This is a genomic window from Glaciimonas soli (assembly GCF_009497155.1).
Lineage (GTDB): Bacteria > Pseudomonadota > Gammaproteobacteria > Burkholderiales > Burkholderiaceae_D > Glaciimonas > Glaciimonas soli.
Genome location: NZ_WINI01000002.1, coordinates 21,657 through 46,280, shown reverse-complemented (window position 1 = coordinate 46,280; position 24,624 = coordinate 21,657). Strand labels below are relative to the sequence as shown.

At 52.5% G+C, this 24,624-nt stretch carries 23 protein-coding genes and 2 pseudogenes; 17 read left to right on the top strand and 8 right to left on the bottom strand.

Translation table 11 applies throughout. The annotated features are described in order from the left end of the window. Positions 1-201: 201 nt before the first annotated feature. Positions 202-807, bottom strand: a complete 606-nt coding sequence (locus GEV47_RS06015) for a type II toxin-antitoxin system VapC family toxin (protein WP_153233845.1) — start codon at positions 805-807, stop codon at positions 202-204. Beyond that, on the bottom strand, positions 804-1,544 hold the full coding sequence (locus tag GEV47_RS06010) for a hypothetical protein (protein ID WP_153233844.1): 741 nt from the start codon (positions 1,542-1,544) through the stop codon (positions 804-806). The genes GEV47_RS06015 and GEV47_RS06010 overlap by 4 nt, the downstream gene beginning before the upstream one ends. 222 nt (positions 1,545-1,766) lie before the next feature. On the opposite strand from GEV47_RS06010, the gene GEV47_RS19495 reads away from it, so the two are divergent. Together GEV47_RS19495 and GEV47_RS19490 are read left to right on the top strand one after the other, a co-directional pair. After that, the gene (locus GEV47_RS19495; protein WP_228124597.1) at positions 1,767-2,462 is read left to right on the top strand and encodes a hypothetical protein; all 696 of its coding nucleotides are present in this window, start codon (positions 1,767-1,769) and stop codon (positions 2,460-2,462) included. Between the two features lie 88 nt (positions 2,463-2,550). After that, positions 2,551-3,198 (top strand): hypothetical protein, encoded by a 648-nt coding sequence (locus GEV47_RS19490; RefSeq protein ID WP_228124596.1) that lies wholly within the window; start codon positions 2,551-2,553, stop codon positions 3,196-3,198. A 146-nt stretch (positions 3,199-3,344) separates the two neighbouring features. Here GEV47_RS19490 and GEV47_RS06000 read toward each other — a convergent pair whose 3' ends face one another. Continuing rightward, on the bottom strand, positions 3,345-4,544 hold the full coding sequence (locus GEV47_RS06000; RefSeq protein ID WP_322741568.1) for a tyrosine-type recombinase/integrase: 1,200 nt from the start codon (positions 4,542-4,544) through the stop codon (positions 3,345-3,347). A 612-nt stretch (positions 4,545-5,156) separates the two neighbouring features. Here GEV47_RS06000 and GEV47_RS05995 point away from each other — a divergent pair. From GEV47_RS05995 to GEV47_RS05965, 7 genes are all read left to right on the top strand, one after another. Further along, positions 5,157-6,167 (top strand): MurR/RpiR family transcriptional regulator, encoded by a 1,011-nt coding sequence (locus GEV47_RS05995; protein ID WP_153233843.1) that lies wholly within the window; start codon positions 5,157-5,159, stop codon positions 6,165-6,167. Between the two features lie 138 nt (positions 6,168-6,305). Next, positions 6,306-7,082: an ABC transporter substrate-binding protein gene (locus tag GEV47_RS05990; RefSeq protein ID WP_153233842.1), complete on the top strand. Its 777-nt coding sequence runs from the start codon at positions 6,306-6,308 to the stop codon at positions 7,080-7,082. Between the two features lie 120 nt (positions 7,083-7,202). Beyond that, the gene (locus GEV47_RS05985) at positions 7,203-7,895 is read left to right on the top strand and encodes an ABC transporter permease (RefSeq protein WP_153233841.1); all 693 of its coding nucleotides are present in this window, start codon (positions 7,203-7,205) and stop codon (positions 7,893-7,895) included. Next, entirely contained in the window at positions 7,892-8,593 is a 702-nt protein-coding gene (locus tag GEV47_RS05980; protein WP_153233840.1) for an ABC transporter permease, read from the top strand. The genes GEV47_RS05985 and GEV47_RS05980 overlap by 4 nt, the downstream gene beginning before the upstream one ends. After that, positions 8,593-9,708: a succinylglutamate desuccinylase/aspartoacylase family protein gene (locus GEV47_RS05975; RefSeq protein ID WP_194270595.1), complete on the top strand. Its 1,116-nt coding sequence runs from the start codon at positions 8,593-8,595 to the stop codon at positions 9,706-9,708. The genes GEV47_RS05980 and GEV47_RS05975 overlap by 1 nt, the downstream gene beginning before the upstream one ends. A gap of 104 nt (positions 9,709-9,812) precedes the next feature. Next, positions 9,813-10,577, top strand: coding sequence for an ABC transporter ATP-binding protein (locus tag GEV47_RS05970; protein WP_153233838.1), 765 nt, complete (start codon positions 9,813-9,815; stop codon positions 10,575-10,577). A gap of 203 nt (positions 10,578-10,780) precedes the next feature. After that, a complete protein-coding gene (locus tag GEV47_RS05965) occupies positions 10,781-11,002 on the top strand; it encodes an enoyl-CoA hydratase-related protein (protein WP_153233837.1) in 222 nt (73 codons plus the stop codon). 34 nt (positions 11,003-11,036) lie between these two features. On the opposite strand, the pseudogene GEV47_RS05960 reads toward GEV47_RS05965, so the two are convergent. Continuing rightward, positions 11,037-11,411 (bottom strand): annotated as a pseudogene (locus GEV47_RS05960) (transposase); the annotation flags it as partial. A gap of 795 nt (positions 11,412-12,206) precedes the next feature. Beyond that, positions 12,207-12,599: a YXWGXW repeat-containing protein gene (locus GEV47_RS05950; protein ID WP_153233836.1), complete on the bottom strand. Its 393-nt coding sequence runs from the start codon at positions 12,597-12,599 to the stop codon at positions 12,207-12,209. Positions 12,600-13,221: 622 nt separating this feature from the next. Here GEV47_RS05950 and GEV47_RS05945 point away from each other — a divergent pair. After that, positions 13,222-13,623 (top strand): DUF6404 family protein, encoded by a 402-nt coding sequence (locus tag GEV47_RS05945; protein WP_153233835.1) that lies wholly within the window; start codon positions 13,222-13,224, stop codon positions 13,621-13,623. Between the two features lie 580 nt (positions 13,624-14,203). Here the strand turns inward: GEV47_RS05945 and GEV47_RS05940 are convergent. The 3 genes and pseudogenes from GEV47_RS05940 to GEV47_RS05935 form a co-directional block, all read right to left on the bottom strand. Beyond that, positions 14,204-14,563: pseudogene (locus GEV47_RS05940) on the bottom strand (transposase); the annotation flags it as partial. Next, entirely contained in the window at positions 14,463-14,717 is a 255-nt protein-coding gene (locus tag GEV47_RS19350) for a hypothetical protein (RefSeq protein WP_194270602.1), read from the bottom strand. The gene GEV47_RS19350 and the pseudogene GEV47_RS05940, both read right to left, overlap by 101 nt. Further along, complete coding sequence (locus tag GEV47_RS05935; protein WP_153233834.1) at positions 14,710-15,660, bottom strand: LysR family transcriptional regulator; 951 nt, start codon at positions 15,658-15,660, stop codon at positions 14,710-14,712. The genes GEV47_RS19350 and GEV47_RS05935 overlap by 8 nt, the downstream gene beginning before the upstream one ends. A gap of 90 nt (positions 15,661-15,750) precedes the next feature. Between GEV47_RS05935 and ilvD the strand changes: the two genes are divergently transcribed. The 7 genes from ilvD (at position 15,751) to GEV47_RS05900 (ending at position 24,470) form a co-directional block, all read left to right on the top strand. Further along, positions 15,751-17,478, top strand: coding sequence for a dihydroxy-acid dehydratase (gene ilvD, locus GEV47_RS05930; RefSeq protein ID WP_153233833.1), 1,728 nt, complete (start codon positions 15,751-15,753; stop codon positions 17,476-17,478). 5 nt (positions 17,479-17,483) lie between these two features. After that, positions 17,484-18,893 (top strand): MFS transporter, encoded by a 1,410-nt coding sequence (locus GEV47_RS05925; protein WP_153233862.1) that lies wholly within the window; start codon positions 17,484-17,486, stop codon positions 18,891-18,893. Further along, complete coding sequence (locus GEV47_RS05920) at positions 18,883-19,818, top strand: TauD/TfdA dioxygenase family protein (RefSeq protein ID WP_153233832.1); 936 nt, start codon at positions 18,883-18,885, stop codon at positions 19,816-19,818. Before GEV47_RS05925 ends, GEV47_RS05920 begins: the two co-directional genes overlap by 11 nt. Before the next feature lie 33 nt (positions 19,819-19,851). Then, positions 19,852-21,135, top strand: coding sequence for an aconitase X (locus GEV47_RS05915; protein ID WP_153233831.1), 1,284 nt, complete (start codon positions 19,852-19,854; stop codon positions 21,133-21,135). Beyond that, a complete protein-coding gene (locus GEV47_RS05910) occupies positions 21,132-21,581 on the top strand; it encodes an aconitase X swivel domain-containing protein (protein WP_153233830.1) in 450 nt (149 codons plus the stop codon). The genes GEV47_RS05915 and GEV47_RS05910 overlap by 4 nt, the downstream gene beginning before the upstream one ends. 71 nt (positions 21,582-21,652) lie before the next feature. Further along, entirely contained in the window at positions 21,653-22,954 is a 1,302-nt protein-coding gene (locus GEV47_RS05905) for an FAD-dependent oxidoreductase (RefSeq protein ID WP_153233829.1), read from the top strand. 112 nt (positions 22,955-23,066) lie between these two features. Next, the gene (locus GEV47_RS05900) at positions 23,067-24,470 is read left to right on the top strand and encodes an MFS transporter (protein WP_322741567.1); all 1,404 of its coding nucleotides are present in this window, start codon (positions 23,067-23,069) and stop codon (positions 24,468-24,470) included. Positions 24,471-24,624: the final 154 nt, after the last annotated feature.

The window sequence follows — 24,624 nt, the reverse complement described above, 5'->3', positions numbered from 1 at the left end:
ATGTGATGAGAAATTTAATGATACTAAATAGAATGAACACGTCCCCTCGAAATTGTTAGTGTTTCGATGAAACGAAGTAATGCAGGGGTAAAATGCGCCCATAGCGCTTTTATTATTGAAGTAATTGAGGATGGTTTGTTGGTATTTCAACTGACGGCTATAGGAGGGGAAAGTCAACCAGTAAAAATGGGATGACTTTTATCACTCAGACGCTGGAGGCGTAGGTAATTGCACCGGTTGTTCGGTCGTTTTTGGCACTTGCTCTGTGGTAGCAGTCGGTAAGGTTGCTGCAGTAGCCGGTTGTACAGAAGCATTTTCTTCTTTGTCAAAGTCAATGCTGATTTGCTTTATTTTCAGTGGGATTTCACTTGGCCTTATTGCCTCAATGCCTAATCTAGCGGCCTCAGCAATCATATTTTCATCGCCTGTATAAAGTACTTTTACCTGATGTTGGCGAGCGATGGCTAAGATTTGGCGATCAACTTTGATTTGTTGCCATTGTTTTTTCGATGCCCCTTTTTTACTACCTGAATTCATTGCCCCACGATGTATGAGGGCTGCCTCAAGAGCTGATACTTCATCAAATGGCAATATTCGAATAGCACTGCGCTTTTTCATCATTGAAATGATGCCATTGGTAGCAATATCTGTTCCACATAAAACTTCTGCCCAAGATGGGGCGGGGATGCCGATCGTTGTTTTCGATTTTACCAAATCTTGAATTAGCCCTAAGAGGCGCTCGTAAAGTTCACTTGATTCATTTTCGGTGGCGAGTGTTATAAGTATATTTGCATCAAAAACGATCATTCAAGCCCTCGTAGCTTTCTCCATTCCGCTATTGGGAACTCCAAATTTCCCCAGCCATTGTCAGCCACATTTTTAAAATCAGTCAGGATTTCATCGAGTGGTGTGGTGTCTAGTTCTTCATATGATTGAATAGTCAGCAACTGAATTTCCCAGGTGCCGTCGGCATGGCGTAGCCATTTTCCCGAACCGTGTGCTCTAAGGGGATTACCTAAATAGTGGCGCGACAACTCCTTAGCGTAAGCCTCGCCGCGAATTTCGCAACGAATTACCTTGCCTTCCTGATCTCTAAGATGAACAGGGATGGTTGCATCTTTTCCGCCAATCTTAATAATTACGCCATCAACTGTTGTTGGTTGGATGATAGTGACGGCTTCCTGGATCACCAATTTCCTACCTGGGAAATCTAAGAGTTTCCCGCCTTTTTTTCCGGTGCTAATGGCTCCTACCGCATTGTCTGCCCTTAATAGGTCATCAATTCCTTGATAGGCTTTTTGTGCTTCCAGTATTGCAGAGGCGCTATTCACACTTTGTATGCGCCACATCACTTTTGTTACGGCAGGTTCATCAACGGAAACATTGAGCTTGGCACTGCCTTTTGTGACGCTTTCAAAATGCACGGACTCCTCGCTACCATAGAGCGTAGCGAGGAGGGATAAGTACTCCGCTAGACGAGCCATAGGAATGGTGTCTGGCGTGTAGCTATCAATTCTGAAAGTTAGCTTTTCTTTAGTGTCCATAGTGATGTGCCTTGTATTCATTATTATAGCTTTATGTTGGCGACATGGATAACAGGTATGTAGGTAATATCACGATATGCAAAAATCAATCATCTAGTAGCTCACTAATTGTTGACGAATCAGAAGTGGTAGCTTATAAAATCGAGTATGAATCAGTTAGCAATGGCATCGATAACGTGAACGACAATAAATTTTCCGTACCAACCAAATCAGAAAGGCAACATGAGTGCACTAATTTCAAAGCCTCCGATGGAGCTAATCGATCCTCAAGCGCAGTTGGTCGTGGATTTTCTGAAGAATATTGGCCTACCTCACGACAACATCATCGCTCCACAAGATCAACGCGCAATCATTGGCACCAACCTTCCAAACCTTATTTCATCCTTGCCCGCTGACGTCAAGCAAGGCGCGAGATATCTTTCAAAATTTGTTGTTGGCGCTGGCTTTGGTCTTTTTGACTATTCGTTGAATGCGATCTGGAATGAGGTCGTATTGGATCTGCACAAGAAAGCAATTGCGTACGGGCTTGAGATCTTTTATGACGCGGCGGTAGGCGGCAAGGCTAGAGAGTTTTATCAAACTGAGGATGACTTGCGATCTTTAAAAGATTCAGTTCTCTTGGATACCTGCCGAAAGTTAGAGCTAATTGGCGATACAACGCACATGAAGCTAAAGCACATTCTCGACATGAGAAACGATGTTGGCATTTCTCACCCGACAAGCTACACAATAAATGCCTATGAGCTCCTCGGATGGCTGATGACATGCATTCAAGATGTTTTAAATGACAAGCCAACTGCGGCCGCGTTGCAGGTTCAGGCTTTCATCCAGAACCTGAAAACTTATACGCAGCCTCTTGATAATGCCAACAAAACGAGTATTGAGTCAAAGATAGGTGCCTTAGCGTCTCATCTGTAGTAATCGCGACTTGATCTGACAGTTACCCGATTTTGACGTTGCTGCTGACACAGACCCTCAAGTCAGAAAAAATATTGCCCTGCTCTCTGTGGCGGTCTGGAAAGCTAGTATCGACGAAGCTAAATATCGCCTTGGCTTAACTCTTGAGGGCTACAACACGAATCTTTTTCAGGACAAATATGTCCTCGGTGAGCAGTTCTTTCAATCTGTCGGCGGCAACGCTTTTCGATCCAATTCTGAGCGAGCCATAATTGTCGATGGGCTGGTTGATCATCTTCTCGAGAAGCCCAATGGCTGGGATAATTTTCACCATGAAGCTCCGGTGATTGACGACATTTCTTCTTATATCAATACCCAGCCAGATATTTTGCCTAACTTTGCACCGAAGCTTATCAAGACAATACTTATATGTCGTATTGGAAGAGGTATCTCCTATTGCAGCGGAGTATCGCCTCGCGGACGCTCATACTATGATCGAATTCTTGCGCTATTGGGGGATCAGTTTGCGCCGACGGCGCTTGCATCCCTCGCGTCGTATGAAATTCAGAGTCAGCTCGACCGGGAGATTTGCCGACAACAAGCTTCATTAGCACTTACCGTTTTGAAGACAGGAGTAGTCAATCAACGACTTCTTGAATGCATTGACTTTTTGCTGGCTAATATTCCAAACACGGGCAAGGCAGTTTTGGATGCGAGGTTCAAGGCACTGTCGGCGGGCTACATCACGTGGCAGTGATCTAACCCGGTGTTGCAAGGGACGCTATTATTATCACGCAGCGCCCCTTAACTCTACGTTGACAGTTCGCTTTCTAAAGGTGGCTATGATCGTAGAGGTTGTGGATTGCATTCTGAGCAAGACTTGATGGGAGTGACTTCAAATTTCTAGCGATTATGTGAACCCACATAGTTCGTCCAAGCTTGCATCATTTGTGATCGTTTGACGAACAAGTCACCTCGTGCGTATGCAGCTTCAGTTTTGTCTTTTATTGTATGTGCCAAAGCTGCCTCCGCTACTTCTCGAGGATAGTTTGTTGTTTCACCGACCCAATCACGGAATGTGCTACGGAAGCCATGTACAGTGATATCAGTGCGCTCCATACGTTTCAGAAGCTGTAAAAAAACCATATTGGACATTGGCTTAGCATCACGTTGTCCGGGGAAAACGTAAATACTTTCGGCGCTTTCTTGTAAGAATTCAAGAATCTGAATTGCTTCGCTCGACAAAGGAATGCGGTGATCACGTTCTGCCTTCATGCGGGAGGCCGGAATTAGCCAAACTTTATTTGTGATATCGAATTCGTCCCATCGCGCGTTGGTCACTTCACTGGTGCGGGTGGCTGTTAGGATGAGAAATTCGAGGGCAAGCGGTGCAAGTCCTCCTTGATCGCGTAAGCGCTTAATAAAGGCTGGCAATTGCTCGTAAGGAAGGGCTGGATGATGGATCACTTTTTGTACTTTTGACGGCTTTGGTAGGAGGTGATCAAGATGTCCTTTCCATCGCGCGGGGTTTTCTCCTGTTCGATAGCCTCGTACCCCAGCCCAATCAAGAATTGACTCAATACGACCACGTACCCGTGTTGCTGTTTCATTTTTTATTGACCAGATTGGCTCTAAGGCCTTCATCACTAATGCAGTATCAATAGTTGCTACCGGAAGATCGCCAAATATTGGGCTTGCATATGTATCGAGGGTGCTTTCCCATTGAGCTGCGTGTTTGACATTTTTCCATCCTGTACGGTGCGTCTCAATATAAGAGGCGGCGCAATCGTCAAATGAAAATGCTTTGGCAGCGACAATTTTTTGTGCTGCTCGACGCGTTTCTTTTTCGTCAAGAGGATCGATTCCATCAAGTAATTGTTGACGGCAGCGGAGTGATTTTGAGCGGGCATCAGCTAAACTTACAGTGTGTAATGGCCCGATTCCCATACCTCTGGCCTTGCCGTTGCGCATGTATCGAAAGAGCCATGACTTAACACCAGCTTGTGTTATTTGCAAATAAAGGCCGCCCCCATCGCTGTATAAACCGGGCTTGATATTACGTGCTACTGCTTGAGCGCTTAAGCGATTAATTGTTCGCATCATTATTCTCCAACTTACAAAATGACTATCAAAATAATAGTGGAATATGGTGTCTTTGTAAAGACATTGGTGGAATGTTGATGCTGCTATGTATTTGAAATATATGAATATATTTAGTGTCTTGGAATTCAATGGAATAACTGTTGTATTCCCCTTTCTCCGCCAAGATTTGTATATTAGGCTCCAAAGACGTCCAATAACCCGCATCAAGCCCAGTGCTGATGCGGGTTTTTGTCTTTCTAGTTATTTTAACGTTTATCGACATCTATTTTCTTTGCGGGTACCTACAAAGAAACTTAACCTTGATATCGCTGCCATATTTTTTTGCAATAAATCTGCTGCAGAAATTAACTCTGCAAGCAATTGATCACTTACTTCAAGATGGCCTTCACCAATCCCTGTCCTTGTCCTTTCAATCCATTGTTGTAAAAAATGCGATGACGTGCAGTCGGCACCACTTCTAATTTGGCCCCGCGCTCATAGGCGGTCTGGTAGCAGCGGGTTACAAAAGACTACAAAAAGTAAATAAATTCTCTTTACATTGATTTGAAATGTAAATATATTTACATAATTACATAGATTAAAAAATTATTAGATTAGATCAGGAGACAAACGATGGAGCACTCCGCAATAACTGCGTGGCAGCGCAATAGCGTCGTCGTCAGACGCATTGGCAAAGCTTATTCAGACTTATCGAAAGCGCATCGGAAGACTGCCGATTATGTACTGGCCAATGCTTTTCGCGCTGCGACCATGACCATCGACGAAATGGCCAATGCCGTTGGGGTCTCACTGCCAACCGCAACCCGTTTCGCACATGCACTCGGGTTTGACGGCTATTCGGCGTTTCGGGCTGCACTGGTGCTGGATTTTTCTTCATCGTTGGCGCCAGTCGAAAAACTCCGTGATCAGGTTCTACGTCCCTCCAGCAGTGTGGCAATCATGGCCGCTGCTCTTGCTGCAGATATCGAGAATCTGCAAGCTACCCAACGCACGCTGGCGTCGGCGCAGTGCGAGCAGGCGGTGAATATGATTCTCGGTGCCGAGCGTGTCTTGATCCTTGGTTTTGGCGCCAGTGCCTATCTGGCAGGTCTGATGGCGCACTCTCTGGAGCCGTTTTGCCGCACCGTGATGTCGGTCGCCTCACCGGGTGGTCCGTCCCAGACCGGGCGGCAATTTTTTAAAGTCGACAAACGCGACTTGGTGATTGCACTGGCCTTTCCGCGTTATGTCGCCGATACGATCACGCTGGCGGCGACAGCGAAGGAACATGGCGCGGGCTTGCTGGCGTTCACCGACGCGCCGACATCACCACTGGTTCCGCTGGCCGACGTCACGTTGTACGCGCAAACCGAACGCCAGTTGTCGCCGACCTCCGATGCCGCCGCGCTGGCGCTGATCCAGGCTGTATGCGATGCCGTCGTGCATCGCGCGAATCATTCAGTGGATGCTGCCTCGCAAGTCACCGAAATCGCGCTGCCGTGGCTGTATCCTCAAGACCAGCAAGAAGTCTCTCGCGCCAGACAAGGCAAACCCGCTGCCCAAGCTAAATTCAGAGCCGGCACCAGCGAGATGACAGCTGTCAAATCTTCATTGAAAAAAGGGAGAGAGGTTAAGGCGAGGTAACGCCAGGATCACACGTCATCGTATTTGCGTCAGGTTCTACCCCGGCTGTTCATGCATAACAAAAAAATCAGCATGTCCGGCTGCGTTTGCAGTATGTAGTTTTAGTAATCCAATAATCCAAAATATCGAGGAGACATCATGAAATTCAAGCATCTTATAGCCATTATCGGCCTGTCGTTTGCCGCATCGGCCCACGCCGCCGACATGAAGGAATTGCGGGTCGGCATGGATCCGACCTATGAACCGTTCGAATACAAGGCGCCAGATGGCAAGCTGATCGGCTTTGAGGTCGATCTGGCGAATGCCCTTTGCGCAGAAATGAAAATGCATTGCGTTTTCGTGCCTTCTGCCTGGGACGGGATCATCCCATCACTGATGGCGAAAAAATACGACGTGATCCTGTCATCGATGTCGATCACCGATGAGCGTAAAAAAGCCGTCGCTTTCACTGACCACTACTATAAAACGCCAGCCCGCATCGTGATCAAGCGCGGCAGCGGCATCGATGGTTCGGTGGCGTCGCTGAAGGGCAAGAAGATTGGCGTCATCAAAGGCTCGACTCAGGAAACCTACGCCAACAAGATATACGGCAGCGCCGGTGCAACCGTGATTGGCTATGACACCACGCAGGATTCTTATCTGGATTTGACATCGGGTCGCCTGGATGCACTGGTCGCCGATATCGTCGAAGTTCGTTCCGGCCTCCTCAACAAACCGACGGGCAAGGATTATCAGATGCTAGACAAAGATCTGGTCGATCCACAAGTGTTCGGAGCCGGCGTAGGCGGTGCTCTACGCAAACAGGACACCCAGTTGAGGGATCAGCTGAATCTCGCCATCAAGGCGATCCGCGCCAATGGCACTTATCAGAAAATCGCTGACAAGTATTTCGACTTCGATATCTACGGCAAGTAATCGCACTGTTGTTGGGTTGAACGTTCGATGCGCATCCGCTATCTGCTTAATGCTGCACGCAGCACGGTGCGATGGGCATCGGACGCCTGTTGTTTTGATATTGTTGAGTGAGTCATTACCATGTTCAATGGATATGCTGGACATATTTTGGGAGGCTTGGCGACCACGCTTGAGATCGCCATCCTGTCCCTGATAGTTGCATCGCTGATCGGTTTGCTGTGTGCGCTGATGGCGTTATCGGATAAGCCGTTGTTGCGCGCCATGACGCGCATCTATGCCAGTGTAATTCGTGGCATACCGGATTTGCTGTTGATGCTGATGTTGTTTTTTGGCGGCCAGATCGCCTTGAATAATCTGCTTGAATGGATGCAGGTCGAGACCGTGGTCGAACTCAATCAGTTCACGGCCGGCGTGATAACCCTGGGCTTCATTTACGGTGCCTATTTCATGGAAACATTCCGTGGTGCACTGCAAGCCGTACCACGCGGCCAAGTGGAAGCAGGGCGCGCCTTCGGCATGTCGGAGTTCAAGGTCAATACCCGAATATTGCTGCCACAGATGGTGCGCTTCGCCTTACCCGGATTTACCAACAACTGGTTGGTACTGGCGAAGACCACTGCTCTTGTTTCCGTGATCGGCCTGCAGGATGTGATGTATCGCGCCAAGGAAGCTGGCGCCGGTTCGCGCGAGCCTTTCACCTGGCTTTTGTTTGCAGGTGCCTTGTATTTGATGATCACGTCGGTCTCATTATTTTTGCTGCGCCGGGTCGAGCGCAAATATTCCGTAGGGGTACGCTTGGGGAGCCACGTATGAATTTTCAGGACATTCTTACCGCAGACACATTTTTCTTGTATCTGGGCGGTCTGTGGACCACTTTGAAGCTACTTGCCGGTTGCATTTTTATTGGCTTTCTTATCTCGGTGCCGATGGCGGTAGCCCGCAATTCGCGCATCGTTGCGATTAAGCGCGCGGTCTGGTTTTTTACCTACGTGATTCGCGGCACGCCGCTGTTGCTGCAGATGTACCTGATCTACTACGGATTGTCGCAATTCAGCGTAGTGCGCGAGAGTTTCGCATGGGTGGCGTTGTCGAACCCGATGTTTTGTGCGATGGCCGCTCTGATCATTAATACCGTCGGTTACACAACCGAAATTTTTGCAGGCGCCATCCGTGGCTTGCCATACGGTGAAATCGAGGCGGCCTATGCCTATGGCATGAGCCGCTTCACGATCATCCGGCGCATTATCCTGCCAGCCGCGCTGCGGACCAGTTTGCCTGCCTACTCCAATGAAGTGATCATGATGTTGCACAGCACTTCATTGGTCAGCACTATCACCTTGATGGATTTGACCGGCGCCGCTAGCAAAATTTATTCAACTTATTACTTGCCGTTCCAAGCCTTCATGATGGCGGCGCTCGTCTACATGATTGTTACTTATGTGATGGTGCGCGGCTTCCGTTTGTTGGAATGGCATTATCTAGCGTATCAACGCCCTCAGGAGGTCAGATAGTGCGTATCAATCATCATCCGCTGCCAGCCGGTAGCATCAATTGTCAATATACGTTGAGCAGTTTTCATTACGGAACTGCTGGGGGGCGCAAGATTTATTTACAGGCTGGGCTGCACGCCGACGAAGTACCGGGCGTTCTGGTATTGCATCATTTGCGAGCTATGCTGGAGCAGGCCGAAGCTGAAGGCAAATTGCGTGCAGAAATCGTTGTGGTGCCGATAGCAAATCCTATCGGTTTGTCACAGACTTTCATGCATGACCAGCTGGGGCGCTTCGATTTTGCCACCGGCGCCAATTTCAATCGACACTATCCCGATCTGGCCGAGCGATTGTTGCCGTTGGTGAGGTCGACGCTGACCAATGACGCCGCACACAACCAGCGCGTGATTCGTGCCGCCATGGCGCAACTGCTGGATGCCGAAAAAATGAACACGCCGCTGGAAGCCATGCGTGTGGCTTTGATGCGTCTGGCGCACGATGCCGAAATCGTGATCGATTTGCATTGCGACTTTGAAAGCGTCCTGCATATCTACACGGCTGCGGATTATCAGGAGCAGGCAGAAAAACTGGGCCGTTACATGGAGGCCGAGGTCATTCTGGTTGCCGACGTGTTGGGCGGTGCCTGTTTCGACGAGATGCTATTTAAGCCGTGGTTGTATCTGCAAAAGCAACTGGGGCACCAATTTCCTATCCCGCCATCCTGCTTTGCCACCACCATCGAACTGCGCGGTGAAACCGATGTGTCGCATCAATATGCATTGAAGGATGCGCACGCGATCTATCATTTTTTGTGTTCGCAGGGAGCGATCTTGCAAGAGGCTCCATCATTGCCATCGGCAAAATGCAAACCCACACCGACCCCCGGCTCAGCAACGATTTATGCGCCGGAAGCTGGCGTGTTGGTGTTTTTTGGAAAACCAGGAGATCGGGTCAAGCAGGGCGATGTGGTGTGCGAAATAATCAATCCGATCAGCGGCGCAGTCCAGAGGATCGTCAGCCCGGTCGACGGTGTGATGTACACGCACAGGAATCTACGCTACGCCACGCGCGGCATGGAACTGGCGAAAGTAGCTGGCGCGGTGGCTATCCGCAGCGGCGATTTGCTGGGTGCCTGAAGCTAGGCATGGTCGTGGTAACAGAACGATATGTCCGATGCGCCGGGTACGGTCCTCGGCGACATCAGGTGAAGTATGAAAGTGTGAATGGATAAGGAAGCGCTATGACTCAATTGATTGTTGAAAATCTGCATAAAAGCTACGGTAGTAGCGAAGTCTTGAAAGGCATCTCGGTGGCCGCCGACAAGGGCGATGTGATCAGCATTATCGGTGCCTCCGGCTCCGGCAAGAGCACTTTCCTGCGCTGTATTAACTTGCTCGAAAAGCCGACCCAGGGCCGAATCATCGTCAATGGGAGCGAACTCAAGCTGGTGCGCCAAAAGCATGGCGATCTCGATTGTGCCGACCCTAAGCAGTTGCAACAGGTGCGTTCCAAGCTGGCGATGGTGTTTCAGCACTTTAATTTATGGTCGCACATGACCGTTCTGGAAAATATCATGGAAGCGCCGATGCATGTATTGGGCGTTAGCAGTAAGGAAGCGATGGAGCGCGCCCGTCATTATTTGGACAAGGTGGGTGTGGCTGGACGTGAGGATTATTACCCGTCGCATTTGTCAGGCGGTCAGCAGCAGCGGGTTGCTATCGCCCGCGCACTGGCGATGGAACCCGACATCATGCTGTTCGACGAGCCGACTTCTGCACTGGATCCTGAGCTGGTGACTGAAGTATTGCGCGTGATGCAGGATCTGGCGAAGGAAGGGCGCACTATGATGGTCGTCACCCACGAAATGGAATTTGCACGCAACGTCGCCAATCAAGTGATATTTGTACATCAAGGAAAAATCGAAGAGCAGGGCAACCCGAAAATCGTGCTGACCAATCCGCAAAGTCCTCGCTTGCAAAAATTCTTGTCGGGATCGTTGAAGTAAACCGCATGAACACACGCTATTCTAGATGAGCGTAGCAAATATATTTACCTCGTTTCAACTGATTTTTCGACGTTTGGCACGGGCAGAGCAATCTTTTATTTGCCAGTTTCTGACCTGAATCAAGCTCCTATCTGAACGGCATTCGGCGCCGCAGCTTCGCGCCACCGGGCCTTGATATAAATCTCAGTAGTGCGTTTGTCTTTATGCTCGCGCAGCAACTAAAGTTACGTGATGCCGCTGACGATGATGCGGTGCGGACGGTGGTCATCACCGGTGGAGAAAAGATTTTTGCCGCCGGTGCCGATATCAAGGAGATGGTACGGTTGGGGCCGATCGATACGCTGACCGACATCCGGCCGGAATACTGGAAAACCATTGCGACATTTCCCAAGCCGCTGCTGGCAGCGGCTTTGTTGCACAAATAAATTTCAGAGCGCAATGACGCCATACCCCACAAACTCAGATCACACGGATGGTGTCAGGTGTCCCTAATCGCGTGAAGCGATTAAGGATAGCTAGGCGCACTTGCAGCTTAGCTACCTGACGTTCAAATTCTCTAGCCATCGCGCGTTCGCCCAACAATTTGAAACAACGCATTTTGGTTTCAACCAAGCTACGGAGGTGGTAGCCACTCCACTTTTTCCACAGCGTTCTGTCTAGATAGCGTGTGGCGCGTAAGGTTTCATTTCTTGCTTTGGCACCCGCCGCATTTTCTTTCCAATACTGCGCATTCTTACGCGTAGGGATGACCGCTGCAGCGCCACGTGCCGCAATCGCAGTGTGACAGCCTTTGGTGTCATAAGCACCATCGCCACTGACAGTGCAGATGGTTTCGTACAGTTTACGCATCTCAGTAAAATTCGTCAGGCTAAGCTGCGATTTGTGCAACAAAGCCACGCCAAGGCAGTTACTGCGACAGCACGTAAGATCGCAGTCCTGTTTTACAACGCGATGCGGTACGGCATGGACTATCGAGATCCCGGGGCTAATGTATATGAACAACAATACAGAGACCGCGTGATTAAACAGTTACACCGACGGGCGGCACAATTTTGTTTTGCCTTACAACCGCAAAATCCGTTAGGGCATGTGGGAGTTTCTTAGGAAGGCGGCGGTGGGTTCAACCAGTCAGCGCAACAAGACGATTTGGTCTTCCAAGGAAATGCCGTAATTGAAAAACTGGACGGAAGACCAACTAAAGGTAGTCACACCACTACACAGCTACCCATGCTTCGCGAGTTGTTCGACACGTTCCGGCGCAACTTTTGTGCTTGCCACGGCAAGAATTTGGATATGGCAAACTTGCAGTGAGTTAAACAAATGTTTCTCGGGAATCGAAATAATCAAGATTGTTAATATCGATATAGGCGTTTCCATTTTTTCTTGGTTTTTGGTCTCGAATAAACGAAAATCCATACGTCACGGCGCTTCTTCTTGCTCAATTCTGCAAATTTTGCTTCCGACATCTTCCGAGAGAATGCCTTCTGAATCAGATCGATGAATATATAAAAAAAAGGGCACACTGCAAGAGATGGTTATTTTTTACGGGGCATTAAGTACGATTAACTTCGAAAACATGCTCGATAAGCGTACATGCGGGTCGCTTAACGGCCTGCGACCCGCCAAGAATCAATGATTCTCGTATTTGCCATTGTCATGTCGGTCACCATCTCGGTGATCGGGTTCATGATGTTCGTCGTGCCGTTGGTTGTCTTCATGCCATCCGCCCGATTGCAGTGCCCAACCGTGGGGACCTTGATGCCATTCGGGCTGGGCATATACAAAACCCGGGCGTGCCTGCTCCCAATGTCCTCCAGCCCATACATGCCGGCCATTCTGCCAATTCCAAAAGCCAGGAATCCACTGGTAACCAGATCGTGGCGGAGGAGTGGATTCATATCTTGGTGGCGGTGGTGCTTGTCCAATCGTGACATTGACAGCGACTTGCGCCATGGCCTGTGTTGATACCAAAGTGCTGGCACTAATAGCGATGAGTGCAACTGTGCAGATAATACGTTTCATGTTTACCACCTTTAATAAATTTTTATATTAGCGACTATTGTAATCATCGTGATGATGGTAACCGCCACCAACTGGTACGACGATACATCCCGATAATGCAGTGCTCAGAACAATGCCGATTGCTAACAAGCTAATGAGCTTTTTCACGCTGATACCTTTTCATTGATTGGGTGAGGAGTATGTTGCCATTCAAATTATTTTGCAGGTGATGCAATATTGTATGGATTGTAAGTTTTTATTACCAAGCGGTATGAGATCCCAATGCTTAATAATGTGTGTGAACTGCAGGGTGTCGAGATTGATCTCGACTATGGTGTCGAATCGAATCAGAATTAAGCGCAGCAATTCGGCGTAGTCAGCAGTCATGGGCTGCATGTTGCCGCGTTACCGGAATCGACGCATCTGATAGTGGCTTGATATTGCACTTATTGGCGATCGACTACGTACTAGCAAGATCGCTGAGAGCGCCAGAATGTACCGATTGTGTACTAGTCCGAACACAATATTTTTTGTTGGCATCGAATTTTGAAAACGATTGTGAAATCCGCGCAAAGTAATGGACTTGGGGCAATCTAATCTTTAGGATAAGTTGTTGCAGAACACAATTTTTATGACATTGCAAATGACTTATCCACCAAACATCAACATCGCCTTAGAGCGATTGGCCAGCACTGATATGCGCTCTTTTCGCTATGCACCGCCGCTGCATCGTTTGCTGTGGTGTGCTGGAATTTCGGTTCCGCCACCACATCTGGCCAGTGTTCAATTCAATTGTCTGTTTTATGCGGCATGGTTTAGCGTTGCATGGGGTGCATTCACTTGGTATTTGCTGTGGTCACCTATCGGTGCTCCTTTTGAGTTTGCCGCGAGTCTCGCGGTCATGACTGGTGGGGTGTTCGGCTATGGGATGGCACTCTATTATCGCTACGCAGCGAGTCAGTACGATCTGCCCCAATGGAAAAGTATCAAGGCCATGCCGCGTGCGGATCGGATTTCAGAAGTCTCGGAACATTCGCAACCATAACTGTAAGAACCTGCATTTGAAAACGCACCGACCTGCAATCAGCGCGAATTTGAACCGACAATAGTTGCAACTGGCAAAGCAAGCAAACCGGCATTATCTGCAAATGAAATCGGCTCTAGCGAAAGGTACAACAAACGTGGGTTTTCTGGACGTAATAAAAAAACTGTTCGTTTTGTTCGCGATGCCAGAAGCTGAAAAATCCCGAGACTCGGTGCATAAAACTTGTTCCAAAAAATATTGATTCCAACGAGTTATTGGCATTTTATGATTGCAAATATTGTTGGTTCACGCCAATTAAATGCAGGTCGTCACGGCTGAGTGCTGGTTCATTTGCAGTTATCTCTGGTTTTATGTCTATTCTGGAAGCATTTAATTCTGGTTCAAAAGTGTGCTGATTGCAGGTCGGTGCGTTTTCAAATGCAGGTTCTTACACCTAGTGACCGTAATCAGTCTGAAGCGACCGGTTAGCCGGGATGCTCGACGGGCTGCATATTCCGGTAATGTTGACCACCCGCGCCGGTAGTCGTTGACCGGTTCAACTACGTTTCGCTGCTGTTGACCAAGCAGACCAAGGGCCTGTGGCTACCGTCTCGATGGCTGCATCCAATATCGTGTTCACCAGATCGGCATCTGGACGCGTGCCGATGAACCAACTGATAACCAAGCCATCGAAGCAATCGATCATGGCCGATAGATACACCTTCCCAGCCGGGATCTCGAACTCCGTGATGTCGGTAAGCCATTTCTCATTCGGGGCGGCAGCCTGGAAGTCCCGCTTGATGAGGCTCTCTGGCGCTGGGCTGATTGCGCCCAGATAGGATCCATACCGACGCCTTCTGTTAGCGGTGACGACCAAACATTACTGCTTCGTCAAACGTTGTACGACTTTCTTCGAGATAAACACCTGGCACCTGCCAAGTGCAGCACGCATCCGCCGATACGTCATCGGCCTTCGCTAGTTCTCGATAGATTATAGGAAACAAGGCTGCAATCATCAGTGAGACCGGCTGGCGATGGGCCTTGAGCATCGATAGGATGAGCCAGTCGGCGACCTTGCCCAAAGCCTTGGGCGATGTCTTTTCCACATCAAACATGCGCCTGACACAGGCTTGCTCCCGCGATGGCAGAAACCACCGGCTTGATCACTTCGATCATCTCGGATCTTATCCACCGGCTGGCGGGCTCGTGTTCGAAGCGCGCATGCCAATGCATGTGCAGGTCGTAAGGAGGGACGGGATAGGGCAGCGGTAGCAGCTTGATGTTGGTGAACTCGGCAAAACGCCGCCCGACCGCTAATGGCACCGTAGCGATCATATCGGAATCAGCAATGATGAAGGGAACGCCAATAAATCTGGGTAGGTTGAATCTGACGTTGACTTCAATCCCTAGCCGCTCCTGCGCCCGTTCCATGATGTCTTGCGTGCGGCCTTCTGCTTGCACTCTGACATGCGAGGCGGCGAGATATTGTTCCAACGAGAGCGTGTCGCCAATGAGCGGATGGTCTTTGCGCACGATGCAGACGAAGGAATGCCGATAAAGCGCTTTCTGCCGCATGACTGCCCCGGTCAGTGTTGGAAAATAGCCAACCGCCAGATCGACGTCGCCGGAGCTCAGCCCTTCTTCGAGCTGGGCGGTATCAAGCGCGACGGTCCTGATCTTGATGTGGGGTGCTTCGGCGTCGAGTCGTTTGAGCAGGCGCGGCAAAAAAACTATCTCGCCGATATCTGACATGCACAGCACAAAGGTGCGGGATGACGCGCGCGGCATGAATTTTCGGGCCAGCAGAATTTCGCTGTGCACCAACTCTAGTACGCGCGCCACGGGGGCGCTCAACTCCAGCGCCCGAGGAGTAGGCTCCATGCCGCGCGCTGTGCGGACAAACAAGGGGTCCTGAAACAGCTCCCGCATCTTCGATAGCGCATAACTCATGGCCGGTTGGCTCAAGCCAATGGCCGCACCCGCTTGCGTGACGTGCCGTTTGCGCATCATGGCATCGAAAGCCTTGAGGAAATTTAGATCGATCTCACCAATATCCATAATTTTGATTATCCTTATTTGATCAGAATGATTGACGGATTTTAATCCAATTCTTACTATTGACGTAATTAAAAAAAGGAGTGAGACAAGATGGCAAATACCGAAGCAAAGAGTGGTTCGAAGCGCGTATTGCGCAGCAATTTTCCGCGCGGCTCGTATCCATGGGCGGTACGTGCAGCACAGTGGCGCAGCTTGGGCATTGCCGAGGAGGATTTGGAAAAACCGAAGATCGCCATCGTCAATTCGTCTTCGGAGCTGGCAAGTTGCTTCAGTCATCTTGACGGTATTGCGGCGGAACTCAAAAAGGCTATTCGTGCAGCGGGTGCACTGCCTTTCGAAATCCGCACGGCGGCACCCAGTGATTTCATCACCGGTGCGGGCAAACGCGGCGCGTACATGCTGGCCGCACGCGATCTGGTCACCAACGACATCGAAGTCGCAGTCGAAGGCGCGATGCTCGACGGCATGGTGTGTCTGGCATCATGCGACAAAACTGTTCCCGGCCAGTTGATGGCTGCGGCGCGGTTGAACATTCCGAGCCTGATTGTCGCCTGCGGCTATCAGCCCAGCGGCGAATACCAGGGCAAGCACGTTGATATTGAAGACGTTTTTGTCGGTGCGATGCACGTGGTCACGGGCAACCTACCGGTTGATGAGTTGATCGGCATGAGCCGTAATGCGATTCGTGGCCCTGGCGTCTGTTCGGGGCTCGGTACGGCCAATTCGATGCATATGGTCAGCGAGGCGCTGGGCATGTCCTTGCCGGGTAGCACGCCGATTGCAGCCAACAGCGAGCGCATGTTCAGCTTCGTGCGCGCAGCAGGAGCACGCATTGTGCAGATGATTGAAGAAGATCTGAAGCCGCGCGACATCCTTACTCCTGGCGCGTTTGCTAACGCAGTGATGACTATTCTGTCCATCGGCGGTTCGATCAACAGCGTCAAACATATGCAGGCCGTGGCGACGGAAGGCGGCATTGACGTCGATATCTATGCTCTGTTCGAACGTTATGCCGATCAAATCCCGGTTCTTACCGGCGTGCGACCAGTGGGGCAGCACAGCATCGAACAACTGGAACAAGCGGGTGGTGGGCGGGGCGTGATGAAGCGCCTCGAACGCTGGCTGGATACGAATGCGCTGACGGTGACCGGTGCCACTGTCGCCAAAAATCTGGAAGGTGTCACGATTACCGACGACGATGTGATCCGTCCGATTGAGCGGCCATTTGCGAACCAGCCGGCAATTGTGCTGTTGCGCGGCAATCTCGCGCCGGAAGCGGGCATCGTCAAGTTCGGCATCGACGCCACCAAGCAGCGTAAATTTACTGGCCCGGCACTGTGCTATGAAACTTCGGATGCGGCGATCCAAGCGCTCAACGATAAAGTGATTCAGCCCGGCGTGGTGGTGGTCATGCGTGGCGCTGGCGTGTGCGGCGGCCCAGCGATGGGGGGCGGGGCCTCGCGCGTGGTATTCGCGATTGACGGTGCGGGCATGTCGGAGCACGTTGCGATGCTGACCGATGGCCATTTGTCAGGGTTGGTGTGCAAAGGGCTGGTAGTCGCGGAAGTCGCGCCGGAAGCGGCGTTGGGTGGGCCGCTGGCGCTGGTCGAAGATGGCGACCTGATTACCATCGATCTGGATCGCCATGTCTGCGACCTTGATGTCGAACCGGCAGAGTTGGAACGGCGTCGTGCCCAATGGGTACGGCCTGCGCCCGTCAATGATACTGGCTGGCTGAAAATTTACCGGCGCAACGTCTCGTCGATGCCGAGTGGCGCGGTGCTGGCCGGCGACCCATGTGCAACCCAAACGAAGTGAGCGCCATGTCTGCGCTGCAAAGCCATGACGTGATCGACGTTGGCGATATCATCGAACGGCAGCACATCGGGCGTTTTGCCATCAAGCTGATCGTGGTACTCGGTCTGATGATGATGACTGAAGGCTACGATCTCGGTGCGCTAGCGTTCGCCGCACCGGCAGTAGGCCGCGCGTGGCATTTGGGGCGTGGTGCACTGGGCCCGGTATTTGGCGCTTTCGTGTTCGGCACTATGGTGGGCGCGCTTGTGCTTGGCTACGCAGGCGATCTGCGCGGGCGCAAATGGGCCATGCTGATTGGTACGCTAACTCTCGGCTGCTTTACGCTGGCAACAGTCTGGTCGACCAATCTTGAGCAGATGCTGATACTCCGATTTTGTGCCGGTGTGGGCATCGGTGGTGTCGTGCCGAACGCGATTGCTTACATTACCGAGTTCGCACCGAAGCGCTGGCGCGCGAGTTGGGTCACGCTGATGTATACCGGCTACACGATAGGCACCGGACTCGGTGGTTTTGTCGCGGCAGGACTGATTCCTTCGTTTGGTTGGGAAATCGTCTTCGTAATCGGTGGCATTGCACCCTTACTTATGGGGGGGGTGTTCGCGTTGTCCGTGCCGGAGTCGATCCGTTTTCTGGCGCTGAAAGGCCGCCAGCGCGATGTGGTAGCACGCATGGTAACGCGTCTCTTGCCGGGTACGCTAGTCGATTCCGGCAGTCGTTTCGTGGTGGGGGAGGAGGTTGGCGCCGAGCGTAGCAGTGCCTCGTTCAGTGCACTGCTGAGCGGCCGTTTGCGCTTGCTTACACCGATTCTCTGGTTGGTCTACATCGCTAATTCAATGGCGCTGTTTTTCTTAATTAGCTGGTTGCCTTACCTGATTGAAGCCACGGGGATTGCGTCCGGACGCGCGGCCTTGATTTCGACGCTATTTTCACTGGGTGGCATGAGCGGAGGATTGGCGTTGATGCGCTTCATTGACAGGCGCGGCGCGGCGGTGATTACGGTGCTGCCGCTGATCGGCACGCCGATCGTCGCCCTGCTCGGTAGCGGCATGCCTGACGTGCTGCTGATTGCAGCGGTGTTTGCGACTGGTTTTTGCGTGACCGGCGCACAGTTCGGCCTGAATGCGGTGGCCGCAATGATCTACCCGACGGCATTGCGCGCCAAGGGTGTGGGCACCGCGGTCGGGATTCAGAAAATCGGCGCGATTGCCGGACCGGTCATCGGCGGCATGTTGCTGGCGCGGCATCTGCCAGTGCGTGAGTTGTTTTATTTCGGCGCGATCCCGGTGTTGAGTGTGACGCTGTTGTCGTTTGTGCTCGGCCAACTGTACCGGCGTAATGAAGAAGGTAATCGTGCGGATGAGGATGAGCACGGTGTTGAACAGTCAAAATCCAAGGAGCTTATTCATGCAGTTTAAAGTACAACCCGTGCATACCGGTGGTGCGTGTTCCAGCGACTTTGTCGGGCTGGCCAGTGGGATCGATCTGGCTGTGCCGCTGCAGCCGGAACAGGTCGAGGCCATCAATGCTGCGATGAACCACTACGCGGTGCTGGTCTTTCGCAAGCAGCCGCTTGATCAGCATCAGCAAATGGCGTTTGCGCGTGCTCTGGGGCCGCTCGATCTTGGTTTCAAGCGCGCAACCAAATCGCATAAGCGCCTTGAGTACCACGAGCTTGCCGATATTTCGAATTTGGATGAAAGTGGCAAGGTCGTGGATCGTACGCATCGTCGTGTGATCGGCAATCTGGCGAACCAGTTGTGGCATAGCGATAGTTCGTTCCAAAAGCCGTCAGCGCGTTATTCGATGCTGGCGGCAGTCGTGATGCCTCCCTGGGGCGGTGCCACAGAATTCGCTGATATGCGTGCCGCGTACGACACGCTTGATGACCGCCTGCGCGCTGAATGTGCAACCTTGGAGGTCGAGCATTACGCACTGCATTCGCGTTTCATGCTGGGCGATACCGACTACGACGAAGCGCAACGCAATGCCTTGCCACCGGTGCAATGGCCGCTCGTGCGTACCCATGCCGGGTCTGGACGCCAGCATTTGTTTATCGGCGCGCATGCGACGCATATCGTCGGACGCACTGTCGCCGAAGGTCGCATTATGCTGCTGGATCTACTGGAACACGCGACCCAGCGGCAATTTGTCTATCAACATGCATGGCAACCGGGCGATCTGGTGATGTGGGACAACCGCTGCACTTTGCATCGCGGTCGGCACTACGATCTGTCGGTGCATCGCGAACTGCGTCGCGCGACCACGCTAGATGCTGAGCCCGACGATCCGGCGGCAATCGCGATGTCAATGATGCATAGCGGCGGTGCTGCTGTACGGTAAATCGGGACATCGAGAAAATACAGGAGAAATGCAATGAAATTAACGGACGAAGAACAAGCGATGTACGCAGGTGATCGCGGCGTTGCGGTGCAGCGTGCGATGGATCTGCTGGTGCGTTACGGCGAAGCTTTAGGCGCTGAGTCGCTGGTCGACACCAATAATGTCTGTGGCACAGTCGGTGCGACGATGCCGTTTCTGCGCGATTACAGCGCTAAGCACGGTGGCTTCGATGCCGTGTTTTCAGAGTTCAATCTCGATAGCGCAGACGTTATCGAGATTCCCAAGGTCAAGGTCTACAGCAGTCATTTGCAGCAGGGTCTGGATCCAGAGCACGCAGAACGTCAGAACGTGCACAGTGATGTCGTCAAAATCTATCGTGCCGGCGAGGCGTATACAGGCAAGCTGGGCATCCAGCCGTTGAATACCTGCGCGCCGTATCAGGTTGGCAATGTTCCGGTCAAAGGCGAGCATTGCGCGTGGATGGAATCGTCAGCGGTTATTTATATCAATTCGGTGCTAGGCGCGCGCACCAATGCCGAAGGGCGTGAAAGTGCAGGTGCGGCCATGCTCACTGGGAAAATTCCCTACTGGGGCTTTCACCTCGAAGAGAATCGCGGCGGCACGCATTTGATTGAACTTGATATCGACGTGCGCACAGTGGCAGATTGGGGCCTGCTCGGTTACTACATTGGCGAAATCGTACAGGACCGCATTCCTGTGATTAACGGTTTGCAGCACGTGCCGAACATGCCAAAGCTGAAGCATTTTGGCGCTGCAGCAGCATCTTCGGGCGGCGTGGAGATGTATCACGTGATTGGCCAGACCCCCGAAGCGCCGACGCTGGCAGCGGCGTTTCGCGGTCAGCGTCCGCTCGAAACGATTCGTTATGGCGCGGCCGAACGCCGGCTTGCGTATGAACGCGTCAATACGACGGGGAAAGATACCCAGGTCGATTTCGTGATGCTGGGCTGTCCGCATTACTCGATGGAACAGATTTGGGAGGTGTGCCAGTTGCTGGAAGGGCAGCGCCTCAGCGGCAATACCCAATTGTGGATTTTTACGCCGAAAGCCACCAAGCAGATGGCTGACCAGGCTGGCTACACCAAGATCATCGAAGACGCCGGCGGTTTTTTGATGACTGATACCTGTTCGTCGGTCGGACGGGTGATGCCCAAGGGGACCCGCGTGGCTGCCGTTGATTCGGCCAAGCAAGCGCATTACCTGCCCGCCATCATGGGCGTGCAGGCGTGGTTCGGCACGACGGCCGAATGTATTCAAGCCGCCGTGACGGGGCGCTGGACAGGAGCTCTAGCATGAGCACATTGATTGAAACGACCAACGCAACGCCCGCCAACATCATTGTCTTGCGCGGCCGAAAAGTGGTGGGCGGCGTGGCCGAGGGCGAAGCGCTAGTGACCACCGACAGGATTTCCGGCTGGGGTGGCATTGATCCGCGCACCGGCACCATCATCGAGACGCGTCACGCGTTGCGCGGTCAGAGTTTCGCCGGCAAGGTGCTGGTATTCCCGGGGGCTAAGGGTTCATCGGGCTGGTCCAGCCAGTTCCATATCGCGCGGCTGGCGGGCGCTGCCCCGGCCGCCATGCTGTTTAACGAGATGACCACCAAGATAGCGCTGGGTGCGGTCGTGACGCACGCCCCGGCATTGACCGATTTTGATCGCAATCCACTGGAGCTAATCGAGACGGGAGACTGGGTCAAGGTCGATGCAGACCGAGGCATCGTTGAGATCATAAAAAAGTAAAAAAGCGTGCCAGCAAAGCTGTTGCACATCGGGGCTTGTTAGCCTATTCCTTACCATTTCTGGAGATTCCCTTGAAAAACGATACTCGCATTGTCCGTCGTGATGCTGCCAACCCCGGCTGGAAAATCGACGCCGATATCTGCATAGTCGGTGCCGGCATTGCCGGCACGTCGGCCGCGCTTGAAGCTGCCGCGCTAGGGCGCAAAGTCGTACTAATTGATAGTTTGCCGGCGTTGGGGGGGCAGGCTGTCAATTCGATCATCGGTACGTTCTGCGGTCTTTTCTCAAACGGTCCGAAGCGCTTCCAGGTCACGCACGGCATCGCCGATGGCATTCTCAACGATCTCGGCAAGCAGGGTGCGCTGCACTACAAGGAAGGTCCGCTGACCACAGTCGTACTGTATGACGAAATTGCATTAGCCCGCTGGATCGAGCAAAAAATTCTCGACGCCGGCATCACTGTGGTACTCGGAGCGGTGTTGCAGGATGTCGCCAAGGAAGGTCGTCGCTTGCATGAATTGGGGGTGGCGACCCGTTATGGCAATGTGCGTATTGCTGCGAATGGTTTCGTCGACGCCAGCGGCGACGCCGCATTGACCTGGATCGCCGGACTGGATTGTCAGGAACCGGGCACGGCGATACATGGTACGCAAATGGTGGTGCTGGAGAACCTCGACGAAACGTATATTCCGACACCTGATCAGTTCCGCGAGCGCGTGCGTGAGCGCGCCAATCACTATGGACTTGAGCGCAAGGATGGTCTGGTTTTCTATTTCCGCGGACGCAATGTGGGAATCGTCAACATGACGCATATGGAGACGCCGCTGGAACCGGTCGCCGCATCGCATAGCGCACTGGTCGGCCGCAATCAGGCCGATAGCGCATTCGCGTTCCTGAAAGGGGAGTACCCGGAGATTTACGCCAACGCGCGTATCCGTGGTTATGGCTTGCCCGGCATTCGTCAGACGCGCTGGATCGTCGGAACGCAAAGTCTGAGCTCCGCCGACGTCATCGCGGCCAAGCAATTCCCGGACGCCATCGCGCGTACCTCATGGCCGATCGAGTTGCATGACAAGCCCGAAGGTTACGAGTGGAAACCATTCGGCGACGACCACCTGCACACCGTGCCACTGGGGAGCTTGTTGGCGGCAGGTGCGGATAACCTGGTGGCTGCAGGACGTTGCATCGATGCGGATGCGACAGCGCTGTCAAGCGTGCGTGTGATGGGGCCGTGCATTGCGATGGGCGCGGCGGCAGCGCATGTGCTTGATCTGGCTGACGGTGGCAACGTGCATGAGATCGACCGCAGCATGCTGCGCGAGCGGCTGCATCACAACATAGACCGCATTGACCCGCCGCATCTGAAGAGCTGACACTGCAAGACGCGTACCTGCATCGTTCAGACATAGCCGGCACTGTGCGCCGGCTTTTATGACAGATGATAGAGAATCCGTGTATTGCCATCAAAGACAGCCAGGAGGAGACGTGACACAGCACCAAACGCTTGATATCTCGCAGTTGATCGACAGACAGAAGGTCGGTCTCTTTGCGGTTTTGTTGATCCTGTCGACCTGGATCATTATGTTGACCGACGGCTATGAGCTGGGTGCGCTGGCGTTCGCCGCGCCCGCACTGGTCAAGGCATGGCACGTGGAGCGCTCTGCACTCGGGCCAATTTTTGGTGCCAGTATCTTCGGGATCATGGCTGGGTCGTTTTTGTTCGGCTATATCGGCGACTGGCTCGGGCGCAAGCGCGCGATCATGTTAGGTGTGCTGTGGTATGGCGCACTAACGCTAGTTACCATCTGGGCTACCAGTCTGGATCAGCTGTTATGGCTGCGCTTTGCGGCGGGCATCGGCGTGGGCGGCGCCGTGCCGAACGCATTTGTGCTGGTGTCCGAGTTTGCGCCGAAACGTCTGCGTGCGACCTGGGTCACGCTGATGTTTACGGGCTATACGCTGGGTGCAGGCCTTGGCGGTCTAGTATCGGTCGCACTGGTGCCACAGTATGGTTGGCAGGCCGTGTTTTTGGTCGGTGGCGTGGCACCGCTGATGGCCGGCGTGGTGTTGTGGTTCGTGATGCCGGAATCGGCGCGTTATCTTGTCCTCAAAGGACGCGGTCGTAGCGAAGTGATCGCGACCGTACGTTTACTCTCCCCCGACACGGAGATCGGCCCGGATACCCAATTCATTGTCAGCGATGAACCGGTCATTCAGAAGTTTTCGCCACGGATGTTGTTCACCGGGAACCTACGCTTGATCACGCCAATGCTGTGGCTCGCCTACATTGCTAATTCGATGGCGCTGTTCTTCCTGCAAAGCTGGCTGCCGGTGCTGATCGAAGGTGTCGGCGTGCTACCTAAGCAGGCTGCGTTGCTGACGACGCTGTTCTCGGTCGGCGGTACGATGGGGGGACTGGTGATGATGCGTTTCGTCGACAAACGCGGCGTGTTGCTGATCGTGTTGCTGCCCTTGGTCGGTTTTCCGCTGGTCGCTTTGCTCGGCATGGGTCTCAATGTGTTCAATTTGATGTGCGCGGTGTTTGGTGTTGGTTTTTGCGTCGCTGGCACGCAGTCCGGGCTGAATGCCGTAGCGTCGATGATTTACCCGACTGCCTTTCGTTCGAAAGGAACCGGCAGCGCTCTCGGCATCGCCAAAATTGGTTCGGTCTCTGGCCCGATCATTGGTGGCGTGCTGCTCGGCGCGCATCTGCCGGTGCTGCAACTGTTTCATGCCGCAGCCATCCCTGTTTGCGTTGTCGCGTTGCTTGCCTTTGGGTTGAGCCGTGTCTATCGGCCAAATCTCGATGCGGAAGTCTTCGCGACGAACGATGTGATGGCTTCGTTGAATGCTGCTGATGAGCTCCCCCGCCTGATGGCAAAGCATTAGCGGGTGGCATCACTAAAAGCAGGCTAATCCATCCGCTGACACTTGCATAAAAGTTGCAGCAAAAAAATGAATGTCTATCTACTTGTCTTGCAAACGCTGCGCAAGCGCTTGCTCGTGGGTAACGCATGTTGGTTCATCGTAGTAAAAATTAAAA